At 74.5% G+C, this 20,649-nt stretch carries 21 protein-coding genes; 6 read left to right on the top strand and 15 right to left on the bottom strand.

The window, feature by feature from the left end; translation table 11 throughout:
- Window positions 1–226 precede the first annotated feature (226 nt).
- The 4 genes from ABD979_RS15055 to ABD979_RS15040 form a co-directional block, all read right to left on the bottom strand.
- On the bottom strand, window positions 227–325 hold the full coding sequence (locus ABD979_RS15055; RefSeq protein WP_003792170.1) for a 30S ribosomal protein bS22: 99 nt from the start codon (window positions 323–325) through the stop codon (window positions 227–229).
- A 216-nt stretch (window positions 326–541) separates the two neighbouring features.
- Window positions 542–742 carry a helix-turn-helix domain-containing protein gene (locus tag ABD979_RS15050; RefSeq protein ID WP_345508302.1) on the bottom strand — a complete coding sequence of 67 codons (201 nt, stop codon included), beginning with the start codon at window positions 740–742 and terminating at the stop codon, window positions 542–544.
- 170 nt (window positions 743–912) lie between these two features.
- Window positions 913–2,268 (bottom strand): aspartate--tRNA(Asn) ligase, encoded by a 1,356-nt coding sequence (aspS, locus tag ABD979_RS15045; RefSeq protein ID WP_345508301.1) that lies wholly within the window; start codon window positions 2,266–2,268, stop codon window positions 913–915.
- A gap of 215 nt (window positions 2,269–2,483) precedes the next feature.
- Entirely contained in the window at window positions 2,484–3,680 is a 1,197-nt protein-coding gene (locus tag ABD979_RS15040) for an acetoin utilization protein AcuC (RefSeq protein ID WP_345508300.1), read from the bottom strand.
- 51 nt (window positions 3,681–3,731) lie between these two features.
- Between ABD979_RS15040 and ABD979_RS15035 the strand changes: the two genes are divergently transcribed.
- Window positions 3,732–4,400 carry a potassium channel family protein gene (locus ABD979_RS15035; protein WP_345508299.1) on the top strand — a complete coding sequence of 223 codons (669 nt, stop codon included), beginning with the start codon at window positions 3,732–3,734 and terminating at the stop codon, window positions 4,398–4,400.
- 56 nt (window positions 4,401–4,456) lie between these two features.
- Here ABD979_RS15035 and ABD979_RS15030 read toward each other — a convergent pair whose 3' ends face one another.
- The 4 genes from ABD979_RS15030 to ABD979_RS15015 form a co-directional block, all read right to left on the bottom strand.
- Entirely contained in the window at window positions 4,457–4,984 is a 528-nt protein-coding gene (locus tag ABD979_RS15030; RefSeq protein WP_345508298.1) for a GNAT family N-acetyltransferase, read from the bottom strand.
- Between the two features lie 106 nt (window positions 4,985–5,090).
- Window positions 5,091–5,609, bottom strand: a complete 519-nt coding sequence (locus ABD979_RS15025; protein ID WP_345508297.1) for a GNAT family N-acetyltransferase — start codon at window positions 5,607–5,609, stop codon at window positions 5,091–5,093.
- A 14-nt stretch (window positions 5,610–5,623) separates the two neighbouring features.
- Window positions 5,624–6,430, bottom strand: a complete 807-nt coding sequence (gene proC / locus ABD979_RS15020; protein ID WP_345508296.1) for a pyrroline-5-carboxylate reductase — start codon at window positions 6,428–6,430, stop codon at window positions 5,624–5,626.
- A 14-nt stretch (window positions 6,431–6,444) separates the two neighbouring features.
- Window positions 6,445–7,395, bottom strand: a complete 951-nt coding sequence (locus tag ABD979_RS15015; RefSeq protein WP_345508295.1) for a proline dehydrogenase family protein — start codon at window positions 7,393–7,395, stop codon at window positions 6,445–6,447.
- 163 nt (window positions 7,396–7,558) lie between these two features.
- Between ABD979_RS15015 and ABD979_RS15010 the strand changes: the two genes are divergently transcribed.
- From ABD979_RS15010 to ABD979_RS14990, 5 genes are read left to right on the top strand one after another with little or no spacing between them, the layout of a single operon-like run.
- Window positions 7,559–8,449 (top strand): maleylpyruvate isomerase N-terminal domain-containing protein, encoded by an 891-nt coding sequence (locus ABD979_RS15010; RefSeq protein WP_345508294.1) that lies wholly within the window; start codon window positions 7,559–7,561, stop codon window positions 8,447–8,449.
- Window positions 8,446–9,837, top strand: coding sequence for an alpha-hydroxy-acid oxidizing protein (locus ABD979_RS15005; protein WP_425583982.1), 1,392 nt, complete (start codon window positions 8,446–8,448; stop codon window positions 9,835–9,837). Before ABD979_RS15010 ends, ABD979_RS15005 begins: the two co-directional genes overlap by 4 nt.
- Window positions 9,834–10,157, top strand: a complete 324-nt coding sequence (locus ABD979_RS15000; RefSeq protein ID WP_345508292.1) for a TIGR04076 family protein — start codon at window positions 9,834–9,836, stop codon at window positions 10,155–10,157. Before ABD979_RS15005 ends, ABD979_RS15000 begins: the two co-directional genes overlap by 4 nt.
- Window positions 10,154–11,179 carry an LLM class flavin-dependent oxidoreductase gene (locus ABD979_RS14995; RefSeq protein ID WP_345508291.1) on the top strand — a complete coding sequence of 342 codons (1,026 nt, stop codon included), beginning with the start codon at window positions 10,154–10,156 and terminating at the stop codon, window positions 11,177–11,179. The genes ABD979_RS15000 and ABD979_RS14995 overlap by 4 nt, the downstream gene beginning before the upstream one ends.
- Entirely contained in the window at window positions 11,176–12,969 is a 1,794-nt protein-coding gene (locus tag ABD979_RS14990; protein WP_345508290.1) for a DUF885 domain-containing protein, read from the top strand. The genes ABD979_RS14995 and ABD979_RS14990 overlap by 4 nt, the downstream gene beginning before the upstream one ends.
- A gap of 44 nt (window positions 12,970–13,013) precedes the next feature.
- On the opposite strand, the gene ABD979_RS14985 is transcribed toward ABD979_RS14990, so the two are convergent.
- Genes ABD979_RS14985 through ABD979_RS14955 form a run of 7 tightly spaced genes read right to left on the bottom strand, consistent with a single transcriptional unit; the run spans window position 13,014 to window position 20,452 of the window.
- Window positions 13,014–13,496, bottom strand: coding sequence for a YybH family protein (locus tag ABD979_RS14985; protein ID WP_345508289.1), 483 nt, complete (start codon window positions 13,494–13,496; stop codon window positions 13,014–13,016).
- Window positions 13,493–14,722, bottom strand: coding sequence for a metal-dependent hydrolase family protein (locus ABD979_RS14980; protein ID WP_345508288.1), 1,230 nt, complete (start codon window positions 14,720–14,722; stop codon window positions 13,493–13,495). The genes ABD979_RS14985 and ABD979_RS14980 overlap by 4 nt, the downstream gene beginning before the upstream one ends.
- Complete coding sequence (locus tag ABD979_RS14975; protein ID WP_345508287.1) at window positions 14,719–15,729, bottom strand: ABC transporter ATP-binding protein; 1,011 nt, start codon at window positions 15,727–15,729, stop codon at window positions 14,719–14,721. The genes ABD979_RS14980 and ABD979_RS14975 overlap by 4 nt, the downstream gene beginning before the upstream one ends.
- Window positions 15,726–16,853 (bottom strand): ABC transporter ATP-binding protein, encoded by a 1,128-nt coding sequence (locus tag ABD979_RS14970; RefSeq protein ID WP_345508286.1) that lies wholly within the window; start codon window positions 16,851–16,853, stop codon window positions 15,726–15,728. Before ABD979_RS14970 ends, ABD979_RS14975 begins: the two co-directional genes overlap by 4 nt.
- Window positions 16,850–17,740, bottom strand: coding sequence for an ABC transporter permease (locus tag ABD979_RS14965; RefSeq protein ID WP_345508285.1), 891 nt, complete (start codon window positions 17,738–17,740; stop codon window positions 16,850–16,852). Before ABD979_RS14965 ends, ABD979_RS14970 begins: the two co-directional genes overlap by 4 nt.
- Window positions 17,737–18,846 carry an ABC transporter permease gene (locus ABD979_RS14960; protein WP_345508284.1) on the bottom strand — a complete coding sequence of 370 codons (1,110 nt, stop codon included), beginning with the start codon at window positions 18,844–18,846 and terminating at the stop codon, window positions 17,737–17,739. Before ABD979_RS14960 ends, ABD979_RS14965 begins: the two co-directional genes overlap by 4 nt.
- Window positions 18,847–18,856: 10 nt before the next feature.
- The gene (locus tag ABD979_RS14955; RefSeq protein WP_345508283.1) at window positions 18,857–20,452 is read right to left on the bottom strand and encodes an ABC transporter substrate-binding protein; all 1,596 of its coding nucleotides are present in this window, start codon (window positions 20,450–20,452) and stop codon (window positions 18,857–18,859) included.
- Between the last annotated feature and the right edge of the window lie 197 nt (window positions 20,453–20,649).

Genomic DNA, 20,649 nt, shown 5'->3' with positions numbered 1-20,649 from the left:
TCCTCCTCGTCGTCGGTCGCCGCGGGCACGCTCGTGCCCGCGCCTGCGCGTCGGGCGGAGCAGGCCGCGCTCCCCCGCACGTGCAGCCTACCGACGCCGGCCGGCATCCGTCGTCGGGTGTCCCGGGCGATGTGTCGAGCACCTCCCCGGGAACGCGAACGACCCCCACCGGTCGGTGAGGGTCGAGAGCGAGCGGGGCGGTGCCGCCGCACCTGATCTGGTCAGGTCACTTTTTGTTGCGGCGCTGGTGACGCGTCTTGCGCAGCAGCTTGCGGTGCTTCTTCTTGGCCATCCGCTTGCGCCGCTTCTTGATGACAGAACCCATGTTTGTCCTCGCCGTGTGTCTGATCGTGAGTGAGCTGATGTCGACCTGCGTCGACACATCACCGCGAGGGTAGGTCGAAGTACACGAGCCGAACAGGGTCACCAGCCTAGCGCCTGCCTGCCGAGACCCCAAAAGTCGAGCCCCCACGCCGCACGGCGAGGGGGCGGCCACGACCCGATGGTCGTGGCCGCCCCCTCGTGCGCGCACCGCGAGTGCTCACGCGGTGTCGATGTACGACGTCTGCAGGTAGGTGTGCACCGCGTCCTCCGGAACCCGGAAGGAGCGGCCGACCCGCACGGCAGGGAGGTCCCCGCCGTGGACGAGCCGGTAGACCGTCATCTTCGACACCCGCATGATCGAGGCGACCTCGGCGACGGTCAGGAACCGCACCTCGGCGAGCTGGCGCTCATTCGACATGTGTAACCCCGATCTTCAGTGGTCGCACCCGCGCGTCGACGGCTTCCCCTCCGGCGAAACTGCGCGCAGGTGCAAGAAGCAACATTAGGGGCAGATGTGACTGGAGGGGAAGTGATGAGGACAACTGCCGGGCCGGATGCAAGCCGACACGCCGTGTGTCGGCGCACCGATCAGGGCGCCAGGCGGTTGAGGTCGCGGGGGAAGAGCGCCACCTCGCGGACGTTCTCGGCTCCCGTCAGCCGGGCGACCCACCGCTCGAGCCCGATGGCGAAGCCCCCGTGCGGCGGCATGCCGTGCGCGAACGCGTCGAGGTAGCCACCGAGCACCGCCGGGTCGGTGCCCGTCCGCTCGAGCGCCGCGGCGTAGTCGGACGGTCGGTGCAGCCGCTGCCCACCCGTCGTCAGCTCGAGCCCGCGGAAGAGCAGGTCGAAGCTGTTCGAGTAGCGGCCGACCTCGCGCCGCGGGTCGTCCGGGGCGCACTCCGGCGGGGGCGGGCCCTGGGGGTGGGTGTAGAACGGCCGCTTGGCCATCGGGTAGCCCTCCACCGCGAGGAAGTCCGAGCCGTGTGCCGCCCTGGCCCACTCACTGAGCTGCCGCTCGTGCGCGGGGCTGAGGTCGGGCTCGTCCGGGTCGGCCCCCACCATCGCGAGCGCGTCGCGGAAGTGGATGACGGGGAACTCGTCCGGCACGCGAGGCAGGTCGACGCCGAGCAGGGCCACGGCCTCCGACGCCTCCGCGCCGATGGCGTCCACCATCCCGGCGATCGCCTCACGGAGCACGGCCAGCACGTCGCGGTGGTCGCGGACGAAGCCCAGCTCGGCGTCGAGCGACGTGTACTGCGCGAGGTGGCGCACCGTGTCGTGGGGCTCGGCGCGGAAGACCGGACCGACCTCGAAGACGCGCTCGAAGACCCCGACGAGCATCTGCTTGTAGAGCTGCGGGCTCTGGGCGAGGTAGGCCGTGCGGCCGAAGTAGTCGACGGTGAAGACCGTCGACCCCGACTCGGTGGCGGTGCCGACGAGCTTGGGGGTCGCGATCTCCGTGAACTCGAGCGCCCCCAGGGCAGAACGGAATCCGCGCATCGAGGCGCTGGCGATCTGCCATGCCGCGCGGTGGCGCGGGTGGCGCAGCGTCACGGCCGCGTGGTCGAGGTGGGTCGGCAGGCCGGCGCCGAAGGTCGGTCGCCACAGCTCGGTCGGCGGGGCGACCGCGGGCTCCGTGAGGGCGGTCACCTCCGGCTCGACGAGCTCCGCACCGCCGGGTGCCGACGCGTTGGCGGTCGCGGTCCCGGTCACCGAGACGACCGTCTCCTCGGGCAGCCCGGCGAGCTGCTCGACGACGGCCGGGTCCTTGACGACGACCTGCGCCAGACCGGAGCGGTCGCGCAGCACGAGGAACGTCACGTGGGCGAGCACGCGTCGCCGGTGGATCCAGCCGGCGAGCGCGACGCGCTCACCCGGCGTGACGGACCCGAGGTCGCGGGCCAGCACGCGCGGAGCGGTGGCCGTGAGTTGGGTTGGTTGCATTCCGTTCACCTCCAGAGGGATTGACGCCCCGGAGGTGTGGGCGATGGGGAATGTCGCTGTGCCACCACACCTTCGCCGTCGCAGATCGCGGACGGCCTCTGGTCGTGCTCGGCTCAGGATCGTCAGGCCCCTCGTCGCCGTGACGGTCATGCTAGGAGACGTCGAGCGCCGGCGTCCAACGGGTTGGCCCGGGACGGCCTGCCGGTGGACCCGGGTCAGTCGAAGTGGACGTCGAGGCCGTGGAGCGGGAAGACGGCGGTGCGGGTCGCCATGACGGCGCGGTCGACCTCGCTCGCCGGGTCGTAGCCCATCTCCCAGGACCGCCACCACAGCGGGCCGTCCTCGGCGGTCAGGTCACCCATCCGGCGTGGACCGGGGCGGCCGAAGAGCCGCTCCACGTGCGCGCGCCATGCCTCGGGCACCTCGACGTCCGTCCGGATCGGCTCGTGCGCGGCGATGGCGGTCACGTGGGTCCACGTCCGGGGCACCACCGACACGACCTCGTAGCCACCGCCACCGAGCGCCACCCAGCGTCCGTCGCACACCTCGTGCGCGAGGCGGTGGAGCGCGTCGGCGGCGGCGCGCTGGGCGTCGACGGTGACGGCGAAGTGTGCGAGCGGGTCCTCCGCGTGCGTGTCGCAGCCGTGCTGGGTGACGAGCACGTCCGGCTTGAAGGCCCGCACGACGGGCATGGCCACGGCGTGCAGGGCGCGCAGCCAGCCGGCATCCCCGATCCCGGGCGGCAGCGCGACGTTGACGGCCGTCCCCTCGGCGTCGGGTCCCCCGATGTCGGTGGGCCATCCCGTGCCGGGGAAGAGCGCCCGTCCGGTCTCGTGCACCGACACCGTGAGCACGCGCGGGTCGTCCCAGAAGATCCGCTCGACGCCGTCGCCGTGGTGGACGTCGACGTCGACGTACGCGACGCGCTCGGCCCCGTGGTCGAGCAGCCACTGGATGCCGACCGCGATGTCGTTGTAGACGCAGAAGCCGCTCGCCGCACCCGGCATCGCGTGGTGGAGGCCGCCGGTGAAGTTGACGGCGTGCGCCGACGCGCCGGTCCACACCGCGCGGGCGCTGTCGACGGTGCCGGAGACGACGCGCGCGCTCGCGTCGTGCATGCCCGCGAAGGCGGGGTCGTCCTCGGTGCCGAGGCCGTATGCCGCGTCGGCCGTCCGCGGATCGTCGGACGCCGCGCGCACGGCCGCGACGTAGTCGGCGTGGTGCACGGTCGCGAGGAGGGCGTCCGAGGCCACCTCGGCACCGACGACCTCGACCCCGTCGGCGTCGAAGACCCCGAGGGCCTCGCAGAGCCTCGCCGTGAGGTCGAGACGCACGGGTGCCATCGGGTGCGTGGGGCCGAAGTCGTACCTCGTGAACGAGGTGTCCCAGACGACCCGGGCCTGAGTTGGCATGATGATGACGCTATCGCGGAACCGCGCCCGTGACCGACGGAGGTAGAAACCATGGCCCGCAACCGGCTCTTCGACGACGACGTGATCGTCATCGGGCTGGGACGCTTCGGCTCGGCCGTCGCGCTCGAGCTGACGCGACTGGGGCACCGGGTGGTCGCCGTCGAGCGCGACAACGCCCGCGCCGAGAGCTACGTCAACAAGGTGGCCAAGGTCGTGCACGCCGACATGGCGCAGGCGACCGCCATCGACATGATCCGCGACGCCGAGCCGAAGATCGCCATCGTCGGCATCGGCTCGTCCATCGAGTCGTCGGTGCTCGCGGCCGCCAACCTCGTCGACGCGGGCGTGCCCTCCATCTGGGCCAAGGCGCTCTCGCCCGAGCACAAGCGGATCCTCGACCGGATCGGCGTGCACCACGTCATCTCGCCCGAGGCCGACTCGGGCCGGCGGGTCGCCCACCTCGTCAACGGCAAGATGCTCGACTACATCGAGTTCGACGACGGCTTCGCCATCGTCAAGCTCAAGCCGCCGAGCGAGGCGATCGGCTTCACCCTCGAGCAGAGCCAGATCCGCCGGAAGTACGGCGTCACCGTGGTCGGCGTCAAGGCCCCGGGCGAGGACTTCACCTACGCCGTGCCGCAGACGAAGGTGTCGGCGCACCACATGCTCATCGTCAGCGGCCCCACCGAGCTCATCGAGCGGTTCGCCGCCCGGCCGTGAGGCCGCCCGGCCGTGAGGCCGCCCGGCCGGGAGACCGGCCGGCGGCGCGGCGGGGGTCAGAGGCGCAGCTGCGGCCCGGAGTCGTTGCCGAGGGCAAGCACCATCGCGACCTCCTCCTCGCCGTCCTCCTCGCTGACGACGCCCATCGGGCGGCGGTAGTCGGTCGGACGGAAGCCCATCCCGCTCGCGAAGGCGACCGCGCGGCCGTTCTCGGTGCCGACCCAGTAGACGAGGTGCGAGTGCCCGCGCTCGGCCGCGAGGGAGGCACTGTCCGTGACGAGGCGTGTCGCGACGCCCGATCCGCGGGCCTCGGGGCGCACCCAGAGGCCGAAGAGCTCGCCGGCCACGCCCTCGCTCGCCCGGGCGACGCCGACACTGACGACCCCGACGGCCTCGCCCTCACGCTCGGCCACGAGCCGGGCCGACCGCTGCATGCGTTCGCGCCAGAGCGACTCGTCGAACGCCTCCTCCTCCTCGACGGTGGCGGCGAAGGCCTCGGGGGATTCACGCAGTGCGGCGAGCCGGACGGAACGGTAGTCCTCCCAGTCGTCCTCGCCGAGGGGACGCACGGTGATGTCGGTCATGGGGTCCACCTTCGCATGACAGGCCCTCGCGCCGCACCAGCGCACCGGTGAACGTTCGGGGCGCGCCCCCGCGGCGCCCGCGGCGGTCGCCGGTCGGGAAGAGCCGTCAGGACCGGTGGACCATCTCGACCTCGTGGAGGTCGGGGCGGCGGGGGTGGGCGTGGACCGCCCCCGTGCGCACGAAGCCGCACCGCTCGTAGAGGGCCGCAGCCGCTGCGTTCGAGCTCGCCACCTCGAGCACCACCTCGGCCTTGCCCCGGCGACGCGCCTCCTCGAGGACGGCGCGCACGAGCGCCTCGCCGACCCCCGTCCCCCGCGCACGAGGCGCGACGTACATGCCGAAGAGCGTTGCGGTCGTGGCTCGTTCGGGCTCCCAGTGCGAGCCGAGCCCGGCGCTGCCCAGCACGCCGTCGGCGTCGCGGGCCTGGACGAGCCAGGCACCCTCGATGCGCTCGCGCCAGTCCGCCTCGTCGTAGACGGCCTCGTCGGCATACGTGAACCAGAACGCGTCCGGCGCGTCACGCAGCATCTCGAGCCGCACGTCGCGGTGGGACTCCCAGTCGTCGGGCGAGAGCGGGTGCAGGTGCAGGGCGGCGTGCTGCCCGCGCGGGAGTGGCTCGGCCATGCCCTACCGTGCCCTCAGACCTGTCCGGACGCCAGCTGCTTCGAGCGCGCGGCGGCGGCCTCGATGGCGGTGACGAACGCCGCCCGCACCTTGTGGTCGTCGAGCTGGCGCAGCGCCGCGACGGTCGTGCCACCGGGCGAGCTCACCTGCTCGCGCAGCACGGTCGGGTGCTCGTGGGTCTCGGTGAGCATGGTGGCGGCCCCGTAGAGGGTCTGGACGACGAGCTCGGTGGCCGTCGCGCGCGGCAGCCCGAGCACGACGCCGGCCTCGATCATGGCCTCGACGACGTAGAAGATGTAAGCCGGCCCACTGCCCGAGATGGCGGTCACGGCGTCGAGGTGCTTCTCGGGGAGTCGCACGACCTTGCCGCACGAGCGCAGCAGGGCCTCGGCCTCGGCGAGATGGGCCTCCGTGCAGTGGCTCCCCGGCGAGATGCCGGCCATCCCCTGGTCGACGAGCGCCGGGGTGTTCGGCATGACGCGCACGACCGACGTCCCCGCGGGCAGGCGGGACTCGAGGAACTCGGTCGTGATGCCGGCCGCGAGCGAGACGACGGTGTTGCCCGGCGCGACGTGGTCGTGGATCTCGTCGAGCAGGGCCGCCATGTCCTGCGGCTTGACGCAGAGCACGAGGGTGTCGGCCGCCTCGGCCGCCTCGGCGTTGGGCAGCGCCCGCACGCCGTGGCGCTGCGCGAGCGCGTTGACCTTGTCGGGCGTGCGACCCGTGACGACGAGGGCGCCCGGGGTGCGCCCCGACCGGACGAGGCCCGAGACGAGCGTCTCGCCCATCACCCCGGCACCGAAGATCGCCGTCGTCGTCACCGCCGCTCCCCCGCTCAGCTCTTCGTCGCGACGCCGCGGAGGAAGAACATGACGTTCGCCGGCTTCTCGGCCATGCGGCGCATGAGGTAGCCGTACCACTCCTGGCCGTAGGGGATGTAGACGCGCATCTGGTCGCCGCGGTCGGCGATCCGCTTCTGCTCCTCGGGCCGGATGCCGTAGAGCATCTGGTACTCGAACGAGCGCGGGTCGCGACCGGCCTGGCCGGCCAGGGCGCCGGCGATCTCGACGAGTCGCGGGTCGTGCGAGGCCACCATGGGGTAGCCCTCCCCCTGCATGAGGATCTTGAGGCAGCGCACGTAGGACTTGTCGACGTCCGCGCCCGCCTGGAAGGCGACCGACTCGGGCTCCTTGTAGGCGCCCTTGCACAGGCGCACGCGCGACCCGGCGTGCGCGAGGTCGCGGCAGTCCGCCTCGGTGCGGTAGAGGTAGGCCTGCAGCACCGCCCCGACCGTCGGGAAGTCGGCCCGCAGCTCGCGCAGGGCGTCGAGCGTCAGGTCGGTCGTCGTGTGGTCCTCCATGTCGAGGGTCACCGTCGTGCCGGCCTGCTTCGCGAGCTCGCAGATCTCGCGCGCGTGGTCGAGCGCGATGGCGTTGCCGTCGCCGGGCAGCGCCTGTCCGAGGGCGCTCAGCTTGAGCGACACCTCGACCGCGCCGTGCTCGGTGAGCCCCTGGTCGCGCAGCGCGGTGAGCAGGCCGACGTAGGCGTCGCGGGTGTGGCGTGCCTGGGCGATGTCGGTCGTGTCCTCGCCGAGGTAGTCGATCGTCGAGAGCCGGCCGGACGCGGCGATCTCGGAGGCGGCGCCGACGACGTCGGCCCGCTCGGCCCCGGGCACGAAGCGCCGGACCACCGAGCGGGAGACGGGCGCCTTCTCGATGACGTCTCGGATCTTCTCCTGCTTGCTCAGCTGCAGCAGGGAGTTGCGCAGCAGGTCGCTGGCGTCCACGGGGGCCTCCGGTGGTGTGGGAGATGTCGCTGGGTCGGGTGGCGGACGGTCGTGCCGCGCCGCCCGGCAAATCTACCGCCGCGCCCGCACGACGGTGGAGCGCCACGGCTCCCGGCGGCCGCGCACTCCCCGGAGACGGCCGGTCATGGGGCAGACTCCCCCCATGCGTGGATCCACCGAGGCGGAGTCCGCCGCCGGGCCACCCGCCCGTGCGACGGCGGACGAGCCGTTCCGGGACGGGTCGCGCACGCCTGCGGACCCGACGCCGACGCCGCCGACCCCGCCGACCCTGCCGGCGCTCGACGTGCTCGGCGAGGGCCTGGGCGCCGCGGCCACGGTGCTGCGCGCCAACGCGGTGGCGGCCGGCCTCGACACACCGGTGCCGACCTGCCCCGGCTGGACGGTGCGCGACCTCGTGGCGCACCAGGGCATGGTGCACCGCTGGGCCGCGAGCCACCTGCGGCGCATGCCCGTGACCGACACCTCCGCGCTCGAGCAGTCCGGGCGGGGCTCCGCCGACCCGCTCGGCTGGTTCGACGAGGGCGCCACCGACCTGCTCCAGGCGATCGTCGACGCGCCGGACGACCTGACGGGGCGGCCGTTCCTGCTCGACGCGCCAGCCCCGCGCCTCTTCTGGGCCCGCCGGCAGTGCCACGAGACGACGATCCACGCGGTCGACGCCCTCGCCGCGCGCCTCGGCCGCCCACCTCGCGCCGAGGAGACGTGGATCCGCCCGGCCGTCGCGCTCGACGGCATCGACGAGCTGCTGACCGGCTTCGTGCCCCGCCCCCGCCAGGGCGTCACGCACGACCCGGGCCTGCGCCTGCTCGTGGCCCCCGAGCCCGCGGCCCGGGCGTGGCTGCTCGACCTCGCCCCCGACCGGCCGCCCGTCACGACCCGTCTGGCCCGCTCACCGGGCGACGCGGCGCCGGAGGCCGACGCCGTCATCACCGGCGGGCCGGTCGAGGTGCTGCTCCGGCTGTGGAGCCGGGCCGGCGAGCCACGGGACGCCGTCGAGCGCTGGTGGGCCGACACGGTGACGGTGGCGTGGTGAGCCAGGGCTTCGGTCGCGCGGTGCAGTCCGCGATCTACGGCGCCGGTGCCCTGGGCACGCGGCCGACGGTGCCGACGGACCACGACCGGCTCGAGGCCAGGGCCCGCAAGACCATGTCGCGCAAGGGTTTCGCCTACGTGGCCGGGTCGGCAGGGTCCGAGGCCACTGCGCGCGCCAACGTGGCCGCCTTCGACCGCTGGCAGGTCGTGCCCCGCCTGCTCGTGGACACGACGGAGCGCGACACGGGCGTCGAGCTCTTCGGGAGGCGGCACGAGAGCCCCTTCCTCGTCGCGCCGGTCGGCGTCCTCTCCGCCGCCCACGCCGACGCCGACCTCGCCGTCGCGCGGGGCGCCCGCGAGCAGCGCGTCACGCAGGTGATCAGCACGCAGGCGTGTGTGCCGATGGAGCGCATCGCCGACGAGCTCGCCGGCTCGGGCCACTGGTTCCAGCTCTACTGGAGCAGCGACGACGCCCTCGCGGCCAGCCTCGTCGCCCGGGCCGAGGCGTGCGGCAGCGAGGCCCTCGTCGTCACCCTCGACACGGCATACCTCGGCTGGCGACCGCGCGACCTCGACCTCGGCCACCTCCCCTTCGCGCGCGGCGAGGGCATCGCGCAGTACACGTCCGACCCCGTCTTCCGGGCCCGCGTCGCGGCCAGGGTCGCGGCCCGCGCCGCCGACACCGCGCCACGGCGCACGTCCAGCCGTGAGGGTGCTGACGCCGGCTCGCGGACGGCGCGGCCCCGGCCGACGCCGGCGGCCCTCTCGACCCTGCTCGCGCTGAGCCGCAACCACCCCGGCCGCACGCGCGACAACCTCACGGGCCCCGAGCCGCGAGCGGCCGTCGAGACCTTCCTCGAGGTCTTCAGCCGCCCGTCGCTCACCTGGGACGACCTGCCGAGGCTGCGTCAGATGACGAGCCTGCCCATCGTGCTCAAGGGGATCCTGAACCCCGACGACGCGCGCCGCGCGGTCGACGCGGGCGTCGACGGCGTCTACGTCTCCAACCACGGCGGCCGACAGGTCGACCGGTCGGTCGCCGCGCTGGACGCCCTGCCGGGCGTCGTCGCGGCCGTCCGCGGCTCAGGGTCGGCGGCACCGATCATCTTCGACAGCGGGATCCGTTGCGGCGCAGACGCTTTCATTGCCCTGGCCTTGGGTGCGAGCGCCGTCGGCATCGGTCGTCCGCACGTGTACGGCCTCGCGGTCGCCGGGGCGGCCGGCGTGTCCGAGGTGCTGCGCAACCTCCGCGCCGAGCTCGACCTCCAGATGGCGCTGACGGGCTGCACCTCGCTCGCGGACCTCACCCCCGACCGCCTCGTCCACGTCGGCACCGTGAACACCCCACCCGTCCACACCCGCCCCACCCACCCGGGAGACCACCCGTGACCGACGACCCCGTCACCACGCTCGCCGACCTCCGGGTCGTCGTCGACCGCATCGAGGGCCGCTCCGTCTGCGGCCTGCGACCGGGCGACTCCTTCACCGTCACCCGCTCGAGCGAGCTGCGCCTGCCCGACGGCGGCCACTTCTGCCTCTACGCCCTCGCCGCGGTGCTGCCGCTCCTGCCCGCCCGGCAGCGCGCCCTCGACCCGGACGACTGGCTCGCCCGCGACTGCGAGGTGGCCTGCCCGGACCCCGAGGAGCGGCTCGTCATGCGGATCGAGAGCGGCGACGTCCGCGCGCACCGCACGGACGACCTCACGTGACCGCCCCCGGCTCCCGGGACGGCTCCGCCGGGCGCCAGCTCACGGTCGCCCTCCAGACCGACAAGACGCCGGCCGCCTACGCCGCCCTCGCCCGGGCGGCCGAGGACCTCGGCTTCGACGGCGTCAGCGTCTTCGCCGACCTCGGCTTCCAGCCGCCGGCCCTCGCGCTCGCGACGATCGCCGCGGCCACCTCCCGCGTGCGCATCGGCGCGGCCTGCCAGAACCCGCTCCTCACCCACCCGGTCGAGATCGCCGGGCAGGTCGCCGCCCTCGCCCTCGCCTCGGGGGGACGGGCCTACGTCGGCCTCGCGCGCGGCGCCTGGCTCGACGGGCTCGGGGTCGACGCGAGCCGCCCGCTGGCCCGGCTCGCCGACAGCGCCGAGATCGTGCGGCGGCTGCTCGCCGGTGACGACAGCGGCTACGAGGGGGCGGTGCTCGGCCTGCCCGCGGGCGTCCGGCTGCAGTTCCCGCTGCCCCCCGAGCGCGTCGAGCTGCTCGTCGGCACGTGGGGCGAGCGGACGACACGCTGGGCGGGCACGGCCGCCGACGAGGTCAAGGTCGGCGGCAGCGCCAACCCCGACATGGCGGCGCTCGTGCGCGGCTGGCTCGGCGATGCCCCGACCCGGGTCGTCCTCGGCGCCGTCACGGTGTGCGACACCGACCGCGCCACGGCCCGGGCACTCGCCCGCCGCGAGGTCGCCCTCTACCTCGACGTCGTCGCCGGCCTCGACCCGACCGTCACGGTCGATCCCGAGGTCCGCGAGCGCATCGGGTCCGCCGTCGCCGTGGGCGACCACGACGCCGCCGGTCGCGCCGTGCCCGACGACCTGCTCGACCGTTTCGCGTTCGCCGGAACCCCCGAGGACGTCGCGGCGCAGGTCGAGGCACTCTTCGCCGCCGGCGCCGACCGGGTCGAGCTCGGCACACCGCACGGCGTCGACGCCATCGCGGGGCTCCGCCTGCTCGGCACCCGGACGCTCCCGCGCGTCCGCGCCGCACTGCGGGCGGGGGTCGGCGCGTGACGCCCGACCGGGAGCAGCCCGCAGCCGACCACCGCCGGAGGGACGCGGCACACGCCGTCGCGGACGACTACGTCGCGGCGCTCGCGCGCACCGACCACGAGGCCGCCACCGTCGCCGGAGTCCCGCTCGAGGGACCGCTGCCACGCCTGTCACCGGACGCCTACGACGACCGCCTGGCCGCCGCCCACGCGGCCCGGTCGGCGCTCCGTGGGCTCCCGCCCGTGCCCGCGCCCGGAGCCCACCCGGACGACCCGGAGAACCCGGACGACCCCGCCGGAGCCGACGCCGCGCTCCGGCTCGTCCTCGCCGAGCGGCTCGACGCGGAGATCGACCTCGCCGAGGTGGGCTTCACCCAGCGCCTGCTCGCGCCGCTCGCCACCCCCGTCGACGCCGTGCGCGCGACCTTCGACCACCTGCCCCGCGACACCGACGCCGACTGGGAGACCGTGCTCGACGCCCTCGGCGGCGTCGGGGGTGCGTATGCCGACTACCTCGCGACGCTGACCCGCTCGGCCCGGCGCGGCCACGTCGTCGCCGCGCGACAGGTGACCGGGATCGCGGCGCGCTGCCGCCGCTGGGTCGACGACGGCTTCCACGCAGGGGTCGTCGCCGGCGCGCCCGACCACCTGCGGGCCCGGGCGGAGGCGGCCGCCGCCGACGCCGCACGGGCGACGAGCCGCTTCGCCGACGACGTCGAGCGCGTCCTGCTGCCGGTGGCCCCGACCACCGACCCCGTCGGCCGCGAGCTCTACACCCGCACGGCGCGGGCCTTCCTCGGCACCGACGTCGACCTGCTCGAGACGTATGCCTGGGGCTGGAGCGAGCTCGACCGGATCGCCGGCGAGGCCGACGCCCTGGCCCGCGAGCTGCACCCCGACGGCTTCGACGCCGCCGCCCGGATGCTCGACGAGCAGCCCGAGCGCCACCTCGCCCCCGCCGACATCGAGCCGTGGCTCGCCGAGCGCGTCGCGCGGGTCGCCGACCACGTCGACGGCCGCCACCTCGACCTGCCGGCGGGGCGGCACCGCCTGCCCGAGTGCCGCATGTCGACGGCGGCCTCGGGCGTCATGTACTACGACCCGCCCGGTGCCGACCTCACCCGCCCCGGACGGGTCTGGTGGACCGTCGACCCGGCCGTCGGGGCCCGGACCTGGCGCGAGGCGACGACGGTGCACCACGAGGGCGTGCCCGGCCACCACACCCAGATCCTCGCCGCGATGACGGCGCCCGGGCTGCACCCGTGGCAGCGCCACCTCTGCGAGGTGCACGGCCACGCCGAGGGCTGGGCGCACTGGGCCGAGGCGTGGGCTGCCGAGATCGGGCTGCTCGACGACCCCGCCGAGCGGCTCGGGATGCTCGTCGGCCAGGCCTGGCGGGCCGCCCGCATCGTCATCGACCTCGGGCTGCACCTCGACCTGCCGATCCCGCCCGGGCGCGGCCGGCGCGGGGGTCTCGCCGGCGGCGCCGCCCTGGGCGAGCACGCGCGGTGGTCGGTCGACCTCGCCGTCGACTTCCTCCGCACCGTGACGGGGCTCGGGCCGTCGATGGCGCGCTTCGAGGTCGACCGCTACCTCGGCTGGCCGGCGCAGGCCCTCGCCTTCCGCGTCGGGGCACGCGAGTTCGAGTCCGTCCGCGTCGCGGCCCGCACCGCGGCCGGACCGGCGTGGGACGAGCGGGCCTTCCTCACCGCGCTGCTGCGCCTGGGCCCGATGGGCCTCGGCCCGCTGCGCACGCTGGGCACCGCGCTCGCAGCGGTGCCCGGCACCCGGCGGGGTGGCGCGCCCGCGTGACCGGACGGCATACGGCCCCGGGGGTCGTATGCCGCCCGCTGCGCTCAGGCGCCCGCGAGCCGTCGCGACGGGGCGGGGCGACCGGGACCGGTGAGCAGCTCCTCGTGGTGGTGCACGACGCGCCACGTGCCGCCGCCGTCGCGGCGCAGCACCGACGTGCAGCGCAGCACCTCGTCGAGGGCCGGGTCGGTGAAGCGGGCCGTCAGCACGTGCGTCTCCCACGCGGCGTCGTCGGCGAGCAGGCCGACGACGGGGTCGCTCGCCTCGAGCCCGACGGGCGAGGGGTAGGCGGGGTCGTTGTCGCCCCCACCGCGACCGGCCCGGAGGTCGGCCTTGGTGCGCAGCAGCGGGATCGTCGAGTCCCACATCGTGCAGCCCTCGTCGAGGTGCGCCTCGAGCCGCGCCCGGTCACCGGCGAGGAACGCGTCGTAGAGGTCGGTGAGCACGCCCCACACGCGGGCCGCCTCGCCCTCGAGTCCGTCGTCGGCGTGGGCGGTGGTCCCGTCGGGAGAGGCGTCGGTCGTCATCGGGGTCCTCCGGAGGTCGGGGCGGTGAGCAGGTGCACGTCGTCACGGACGACCCGGCCGCGCGAGACGACGGCGCGCACCGCGCGCAGGGCCGACACGTCGACGGTGGGGTCCGCGTCGAGGACGAGCAGGTCGGCGCTGCGGCCGACGGTGATCCGCGCGGTCTCGTCGTCGACGCCGCACATCCGGGCGGGGTTCGTCGTCGAGGCCGCGAGCGCCTGGCGGGCCGTGAGGCCGGCCTCGACGAGCAGCTCGGCCTCGCGGACGACGGCGGAGGTGCCCTCGGTGCGGTCGCCGGGCGGGATGTCGGTGCCGTTCGTCAGGGTGACGCCGGCCGCGACCAGGCGGCGGGCGCTCTCGAGGTGGTCGACGGCCGCGCGGCGGGCGTTGTCGCGCGAGTGCTGCTCGAAGCCGTGCTCGGCCATCCAGTCCTGCGACCGCGTCACGGCGAGCGTCGGCGAGACGTAGACGCCGGGCTGGGCGAGCACCCGGGCCGTCGCGTCGTCGACGACGTAGGCGTGCTCGAAGCTGCGCACCCCGACGTCGACGGCCCGCCGGATGGCGCTGAAGTGCCCGGCATGGGCCACGACGTAGGTGCCGTGGTCGGCGGCCGCCCGCACGACGGCCGCGATCTCGGCGTCACTCATCTCCGGGTCCTGCGGGCGCTCGCCGGCGTGGGCCAGGCCGCCGGTGATGAAGATCTTCACGTGGTCGGCGCCCGCCTCGAGCTCGGCCCGGGCCGCGGCCTCGAAGGCGTCCGGCCCGTCGCAGTAGACCGACCCCGAGCCCTGCCCGTGGCCGCCGGGCGTCGACAGCGCCCGCCCGCCGGCGAGGATGCGCGGCGCGACGAACCAGCCGCGGCGGTCCGCCTCGCGCAGCGTGACGTCGACGGCGTGCTGCTCGTGCACGCAGCGCACGGTCGTGGCCCCCGCCTCGAGCGCGTCGCGGGCCCGCGCGGCGGAGCGGAACGCCGTGAGGTCGGGCCGCTCCTGCTCGTCGGTGTCGACGAACGGGAAGACGATCGAGAGGTGGGTGTGCACCGTGACGAGGCCGGGCGCGACGAAGCGGCCGCCGAGGTCGAGGGAGGGCTCCCCGTCGGGCGCCTGCGCGCGGACGTCGGTCACCCGGCCGTCCGACACGTGGAGGGCGCACGGCCCCGAGGTCGCGCCGTCGGGGTCGACGACGCGGGCTCCGGTCAGCCAGAGGTGCTCGAGGGTCGTCGTCACGAGGGCGTCCCGTCGGCGGGGTGCGTGGAGTCGGGGGACGCGACGGCGGCCGTGACCGGCACACCGCGCGTGTGGAGGTGGCACGCCGCCCGGTGCCCGGGGACGACCTCGAGCAGCGCCGGCACCTCGCCGGCGCAGGGCTCGAAGGCGCGCGGGCAGCGCGGGTGGAAGCGGCAGCCGGTCGGCGGCGCCGCAGGGTCGGGCACGTCGCCCGGCAGGTCGTCGGGCAGGCCACGGTTCGACACCGACGGGATGGCGCCGATGAGGGCCCGGCCGTAGGGGTGGGCCGAGCGGGCCCAGACATCCTCGGCCGGTCCCGTCTCGACGACCTCGCCGAGGTACATCACGGCGATCCGGTCGCTCAGCTGGCGCACGATGCCGAGGTCGTGCGAGATGAAGAGCAGCCCCATGTCGAGGTCGGCGACGAGCGAGGCGAGCAGGTTCGCGATCGAGGCCTGGGCCGAGACGTCGAGGGCCGAGATCGCCTCGTCGGCGACGATGAGCCGGGGCCGGGCCGCGAGCGCCCGCGCGATGGCGATCCGCTGGCGCTGGCCGCCGGAGAACTCGTGGGGGTAGCGCCGGGCGAACTCGGGCGGCAGGCCCACCCGCTCGAGCAGCTCGCCGACGAGGGTGCGGCGCTCGGCCGCGCGGGGCGGGTCGTCGGTGCCGAGCTCGATGCCGTCGGCGATCTGGTCGCCGACGCGGCGGCGCGGGTTGAGCGAGGAGTACGGGTCCTGGAAGACCATCTGCATGCCGCGCAGCGACCGCGACCGCGGTCCCCGGCCGAGGGGCACCACCGGCTCGCCCTCGAAGTGCACCGATCCGGCTGCCAACGGCACGAGCCCGAGGATCGCCTTGGCGAGCGTCGACTTGCCGCAGCCGGACTCGCCGACGAGACCGACGACCTCGCCGCGCTCGACCGTCAGGCTGGCGCCCGCGACGGCCCGCACCGCCTGCCCGCGGCGGTGGTAGACGACCTCGGCGTCCTCGACGGTGACGAGGCTCATGCCGGGCTCTCCTCGGGACGGGCCGACGACGGCGGGGCGAACGGGTCGACGGGGCACGCGAGCAGCCGCGCGCCGACGCCGGATGCCGCGGGCGACGTGGGCGACGTGGGCGACGTGGGCGACGTGGGCGACGTGCGCGACGTGGCCGTGGGTGCGGCGATCGGCACGAGCGCGGGACGGTCGGTCGCGCACGACGGACGAGCGTGCGCGCAGCGGGGGTGGAACGGGCATCCGGTCGGCACCTGCGTCAGCCGGGGCGCCGCGCCGGGGATGGCCCGGAGCGGCTCGCGGCCGGCGCCGTCGGGGTGCACCTCACCGACGTCGGTGCTCGGCAGCGAGTCGAGCAGCCCGCGCGTGTAGGGGTGGCGCGGCGCCGACAGCAGGTCACCGGTCGGCCCCGTCTCGACGATGCGGCCGGCATACATGACCGCGAGGCGGTCGGTGAGCGCGCCCATGACGCCGAGGTCGTGGGTGATGAGCAGGATGCTGAGCCCCTCCTCGCGGCGGAGCCGGTCGAGCAGGCGCAGGATGCCGGCCTGCACGGTCACGTCGAGCGCCGTCGTCGGCTCGTCGGCGACGAGCAGGGAGGGCGAGCACGCCAGGGCGATCGCGATGGCCGCCCGCTGGCGCATGCCGCCGGAGAGCTGGTGGGGGTAGGCGCCGAGGGTGCGCTCGGGGTCGGGGATGCGCACCTGGCGCAGCAGCTCGACGGCCCGCTCGCGCGCGGCCGCACGACCGGTGCGGTGGTGGTGGCGCAGGTGCTCGGTGACCTGGCGGCCGACCGTCAGCATGGGGTGCAGCGAGGTCATCGGGTCCTGGAAGACCATCGCGACCTCGTCGCCGCGCAGCGCCCGCAGCGCCCGCTCCGACATGGTGAGCACGTCGCGGCCACCGACCTCGAGGCGCCCGCTCGTGCGACCGCCGTGCGGCAGCAGGCCGAAGAGCGAGAGGGCCGTCAGCGTCTTGCCGCTGCCCGACTCACCGGCAAGGCCGACGACCTCACCGGGCCCTACGACGAGGTCGACGCCGTCGACCGGCGTGAGCCCGCCGGGCAGCTCGACCCGCAGCGACTCCGCGCGGAGCACCGGGGTGTCGCTCGGGGCAGCACTCGTGGCGCCGGTCACGGGGTCTCCCTCAGGGCTCGGGCGGTGCGGGGGTCGAGCGCGTCGCGCAGGGTGTCGCCCAGGAAGTTGAAGGCGAGCACGACGCTGAGGATGGCGAGGCCGGGGAAGACGCCGATCCACCACGCGTCGAAGTTGCGCGCACCCTCGGAGACCATGGCACCCCACTCGGGGTCCGGGGGCTGCGCGCCGAGGCCGAGGAACGACAGGCCGGAGAGCAGCAGGACGGCGTTGCCGACCTCGAGGGCGGCGAGCACGAGGACCGGCCCGGCGATGTTCGGGCGGAGGTCGGTGACGAGGGTCCGGCGTGCCGAGGCGCCGAGCAGCCTCGTGGCAGAGACGAACTCGGCCTCACGCAGCCCGAGGAGCATGGAGCGCACGACCCGGGCGTACGACGGCCACATGACGACGACGAGGGCGAGGACGGCGTTGCGCAGGCCGGGCCCGAGTGCCGCGGCGGCCGCCATGGCGAGGATGATCCCCGGGAACGCGAAGACGAGGTCGGCCAGGCGCATGACGACGGTGTCGGCGAACCCGGCGAAGTAGCCGGCGATCGACCCGAGCACCGTGCCGACGGCAGTGGCGAGCACGACGAGGAGCACCGCGAGCGGCAGCGTGATGCGGGTGCCGTAGATGATCCGGCTGAGGATGTCGCGGCCCAGCCCGTCGGTGCCGAGGACGGTCTCGCCGCCCGGGGGCAGCAGCCGTGCGAAGTCCTGGGCGTTCGGGTCGTGCGGGGCGATGAACGGGGCGAGGACGCCGACGAGCACCCAGAGGACGATGACCGTGGTGCCCACGACGGCGAGCGGCCGGCTCCACGGGGACCGGGCCGCGTCCGGTGCGCGGCGCCACCGCCGCCCGCGCGGCGTGCTCGTCCCGGCCGCGCTCACGAGAGCCGGATCCGCGGGTCGATGACGCCGTAGAGCACGTCGATGACGAGGTTGATGACGACGTAGACGACGGCCACGGTCACCGAGACGCCCATGACGGCGGGCAGGTCGAGGGCGAGCGACGACTTGTAGGCGTACTGGCCGAGGCCGGGCCACGAGAAGATCGACTCGACGAGCACCGTGCCCGAGAGCAGCGACCCGAACGCGAGGCCCGACACCGTGATGATCGGCACCATCGCGGGACGCAGGACGTGGCGCACGATGACGGTCCGGCGCGGCAGCCCCTTGGCGTTGGCCGCGCGGACGTAGTCGTTGCCGAGCACCTCGAGGACGCTCGCGCGGGTGAAGCGCGTGATGAGCCCGACCGTGTAGGCCGACAGCACCAGCGCCGGCAGCAGGATGTGGTGCAGCGCCATCTGGAAGGTGAAGGGGTCGTTGTCGAGGAGCGAGTCGACCAGGAGCAGCCCGGTCACCCGGGGCGACGCGGGGTAGCCGGGGTCGAGCTGGCCGGTCGAGCTGAACCAGCCGAGCTTGACGGAGAAGACGAGCGACGCCGTCAGCGCGAGCCAGAAGGTCGGCACCGAGACCCCGGTGAGGCTGACGACGCGGATGAGCTGGTCGGGCCAGCGGTCGCGCTTCAACGCGGCCACGGTGCCGAGCAGCACGCCGACGACGAGCGAGATGACGATCGCGACGAGGGCGAGCTCGATGGTCGGCGGGAGGTACTCGAGCAGGTCGGTCGTCACCGGGCGACGCGTCTGCTGCGAGGTTCCGAGGTCGCCCTGCAGGAGGTTGCCGAGGTAGGTGAGGTACTGCTGCCAGAGCGGCTGGTCGAGGCCGTACTTGGCCCGGAAGGCCGCCACCGTCGCCGGGTCCTCGATGGCCCGCTGCCCGAGCGCCGCCGCGGCGGGGTCGCCGGGCACGACGTGGGTCAGCAGGAAGGCGACGACCGTGATGCCGACGACGAGCAGCGCGCCGGCCAGCGCCCGGCGCGCGAGGAAGCCCCCGAGCCCGGAGGCCCGGCGGGCCGACTCGCGTCGGCCTGCCGGGCCCGCGGGCGAGGCGGGTGGTGTCGCGGTGGGTGGTGTCGTGGCGGGTGCCGTCATGCGATGCGGCTCAGCCGAGCTCGGCGACGTTGACCGACCACACGAGGTTGTAGCTGAGGTTCTTCAGCGAGTCGGCGGCGAGGAAGACCTGGGCCGGCTGGATGAGGCCCATGACCGGTCCGGCGTTGAGGCCCTCCTGGAACTGCTCCATGAGGGAGGCCCGCTTCGTCTCGTCCTTCTCGGTGGCCGCCTGCTTCATGACGGCCTCGAGGGCGGGGTCGGAGCCGGCCTTCCAGTTGACGCGCTTGCCGCCGACGATGCCGCCGGGGCCGAAGGCGAGGTAGTTGCTGGCGTCCGGGAAGTCCGGACCCCAGAGCCACACGCCCACCTGCTGCTTGCCACCGCGCGCCAGCTCGAGCACGGTCGCGACGGGCGCTCCCTTGAGCTCGGTCTTGATGCCGATCTTGTTGAGGTCGGAGGCGATCCGCGTCGACATGTCCGTGAAGGAGACGCCGTTCTGCGTCAGGTCGGACGGGAACGAGATCTCGACCGGGGTGCCGTCGTAGCCCGACTTCGCGAGAGCCGCCTTGGCGGCCGCGGCGTCGAAGGTCGGCGCCTTGTCGTCGGGCAGCGACCCGGCGAACTGCACCGGCACCATCCCGGCGGCCCGGCGCGAGCCCTTGCCGGCCAGCTCGAGCAGACCGGAGTAGTCGATGCCGCGGCGGACGGCCTCCTGGAAGTCGGGGTTCGCCGTCCACGTGTTCACCGCCGGGTTCGCGTTGGTGAAGAGGTAGAACGTGTACTGCGACGGCACCGACGTGGAGACGACGCCGGAGCCGACGGAGGCCACCTGGTCGGGCGAGAGGTCGAGGGCGAGGGCGCTCTCGCCCTTCTCGACGTTGTTCTTCTGCTGCGCGGCGTCGACGTTGCGGATGACGACGCGCTGGTAGTGCGGCTTGGTCGCGCCCCAGTAGTTGGGGTTGGCCTTGAGCACGACCTCGGTCGAGAGCCCGAAGGACTCGAGGACGTAGGGGCCCGAGCCCATCGAGGCCTTGGCGAAGGCGTCCTCGGCGGTGTCGGCGGTGGCGGCGTCCTGGGCGTCGGACGCGCCGGCGGCCTTGGCTGCCTTGGAGTTGACGATGCCGAGCGACGGGCTCGCGAGCTTGCCGAGCAGGGCCGGGTCGTAGGTCGCCGTCTTGACGACGACGGTCTGCGGGTTCGTGGCCGTGACCGTGAGGCCGTCGGCGAGGAACGAAGGGTTGCCCTTGACGTTCTCGACGCGGGTGAGGGAGAAGACGACGTCGTCGGCGGTGACCGCCGACCCGTCGGAGAACTTCGCCGACGGGTCGAGGGTGAAGGTCCAGCTGAGGCCGTCGGCCGACTGCTCCCACTTCGAGGCGATGGACGGCACCGGCGTCTTGAGGTCGGCGCCCTTGAAGGTGACGAGGGTGTCGTAGAGGGCACGCGCGACGATGTTGCCGGTGGGCTCGTAGTTGCGGGCGGGGTCGGCGCTCTTCAGCACGAAGACGGTGTCGACGACGAGCGGTTTCGTCGACGCCGCAGCGCCGCCCGTGCCCGTCGGGGAGTTCTTCGGGGCCGGGTTGCACGCCCCGACGGCGAGCGCCAGGCCGAGGGCCAGGGGCGCGACGAGCAGCTTCTTGTTCACGAGGCACGTCCTTCTCGGGCAGTCGTCGTCAGACGATCCAGGAGCCCCGCCGTGGAGCCCGAGATCGGTCTACCACAGCGCCCCGCCGCCGTACCCGGACTGCGCGTGCGGATCTGTGGAGTCGTGCGGTCGGCACCCGGGCGTCTCACGACGTGGACGACGACCGGGCGGACGACGTCGCCCGCCCGCGCCTGCCG

The organism is Terrabacter aeriphilus, from assembly GCF_039542985.1.
GTDB classification, from domain to species: Bacteria; Actinomycetota; Actinomycetes; order Actinomycetales; family Dermatophilaceae; genus Terrabacter; species Terrabacter aeriphilus.
Note: the sequence above shows the minus strand (reverse complement) of the source record. Positions and strands in the feature narration are given on the sequence as shown.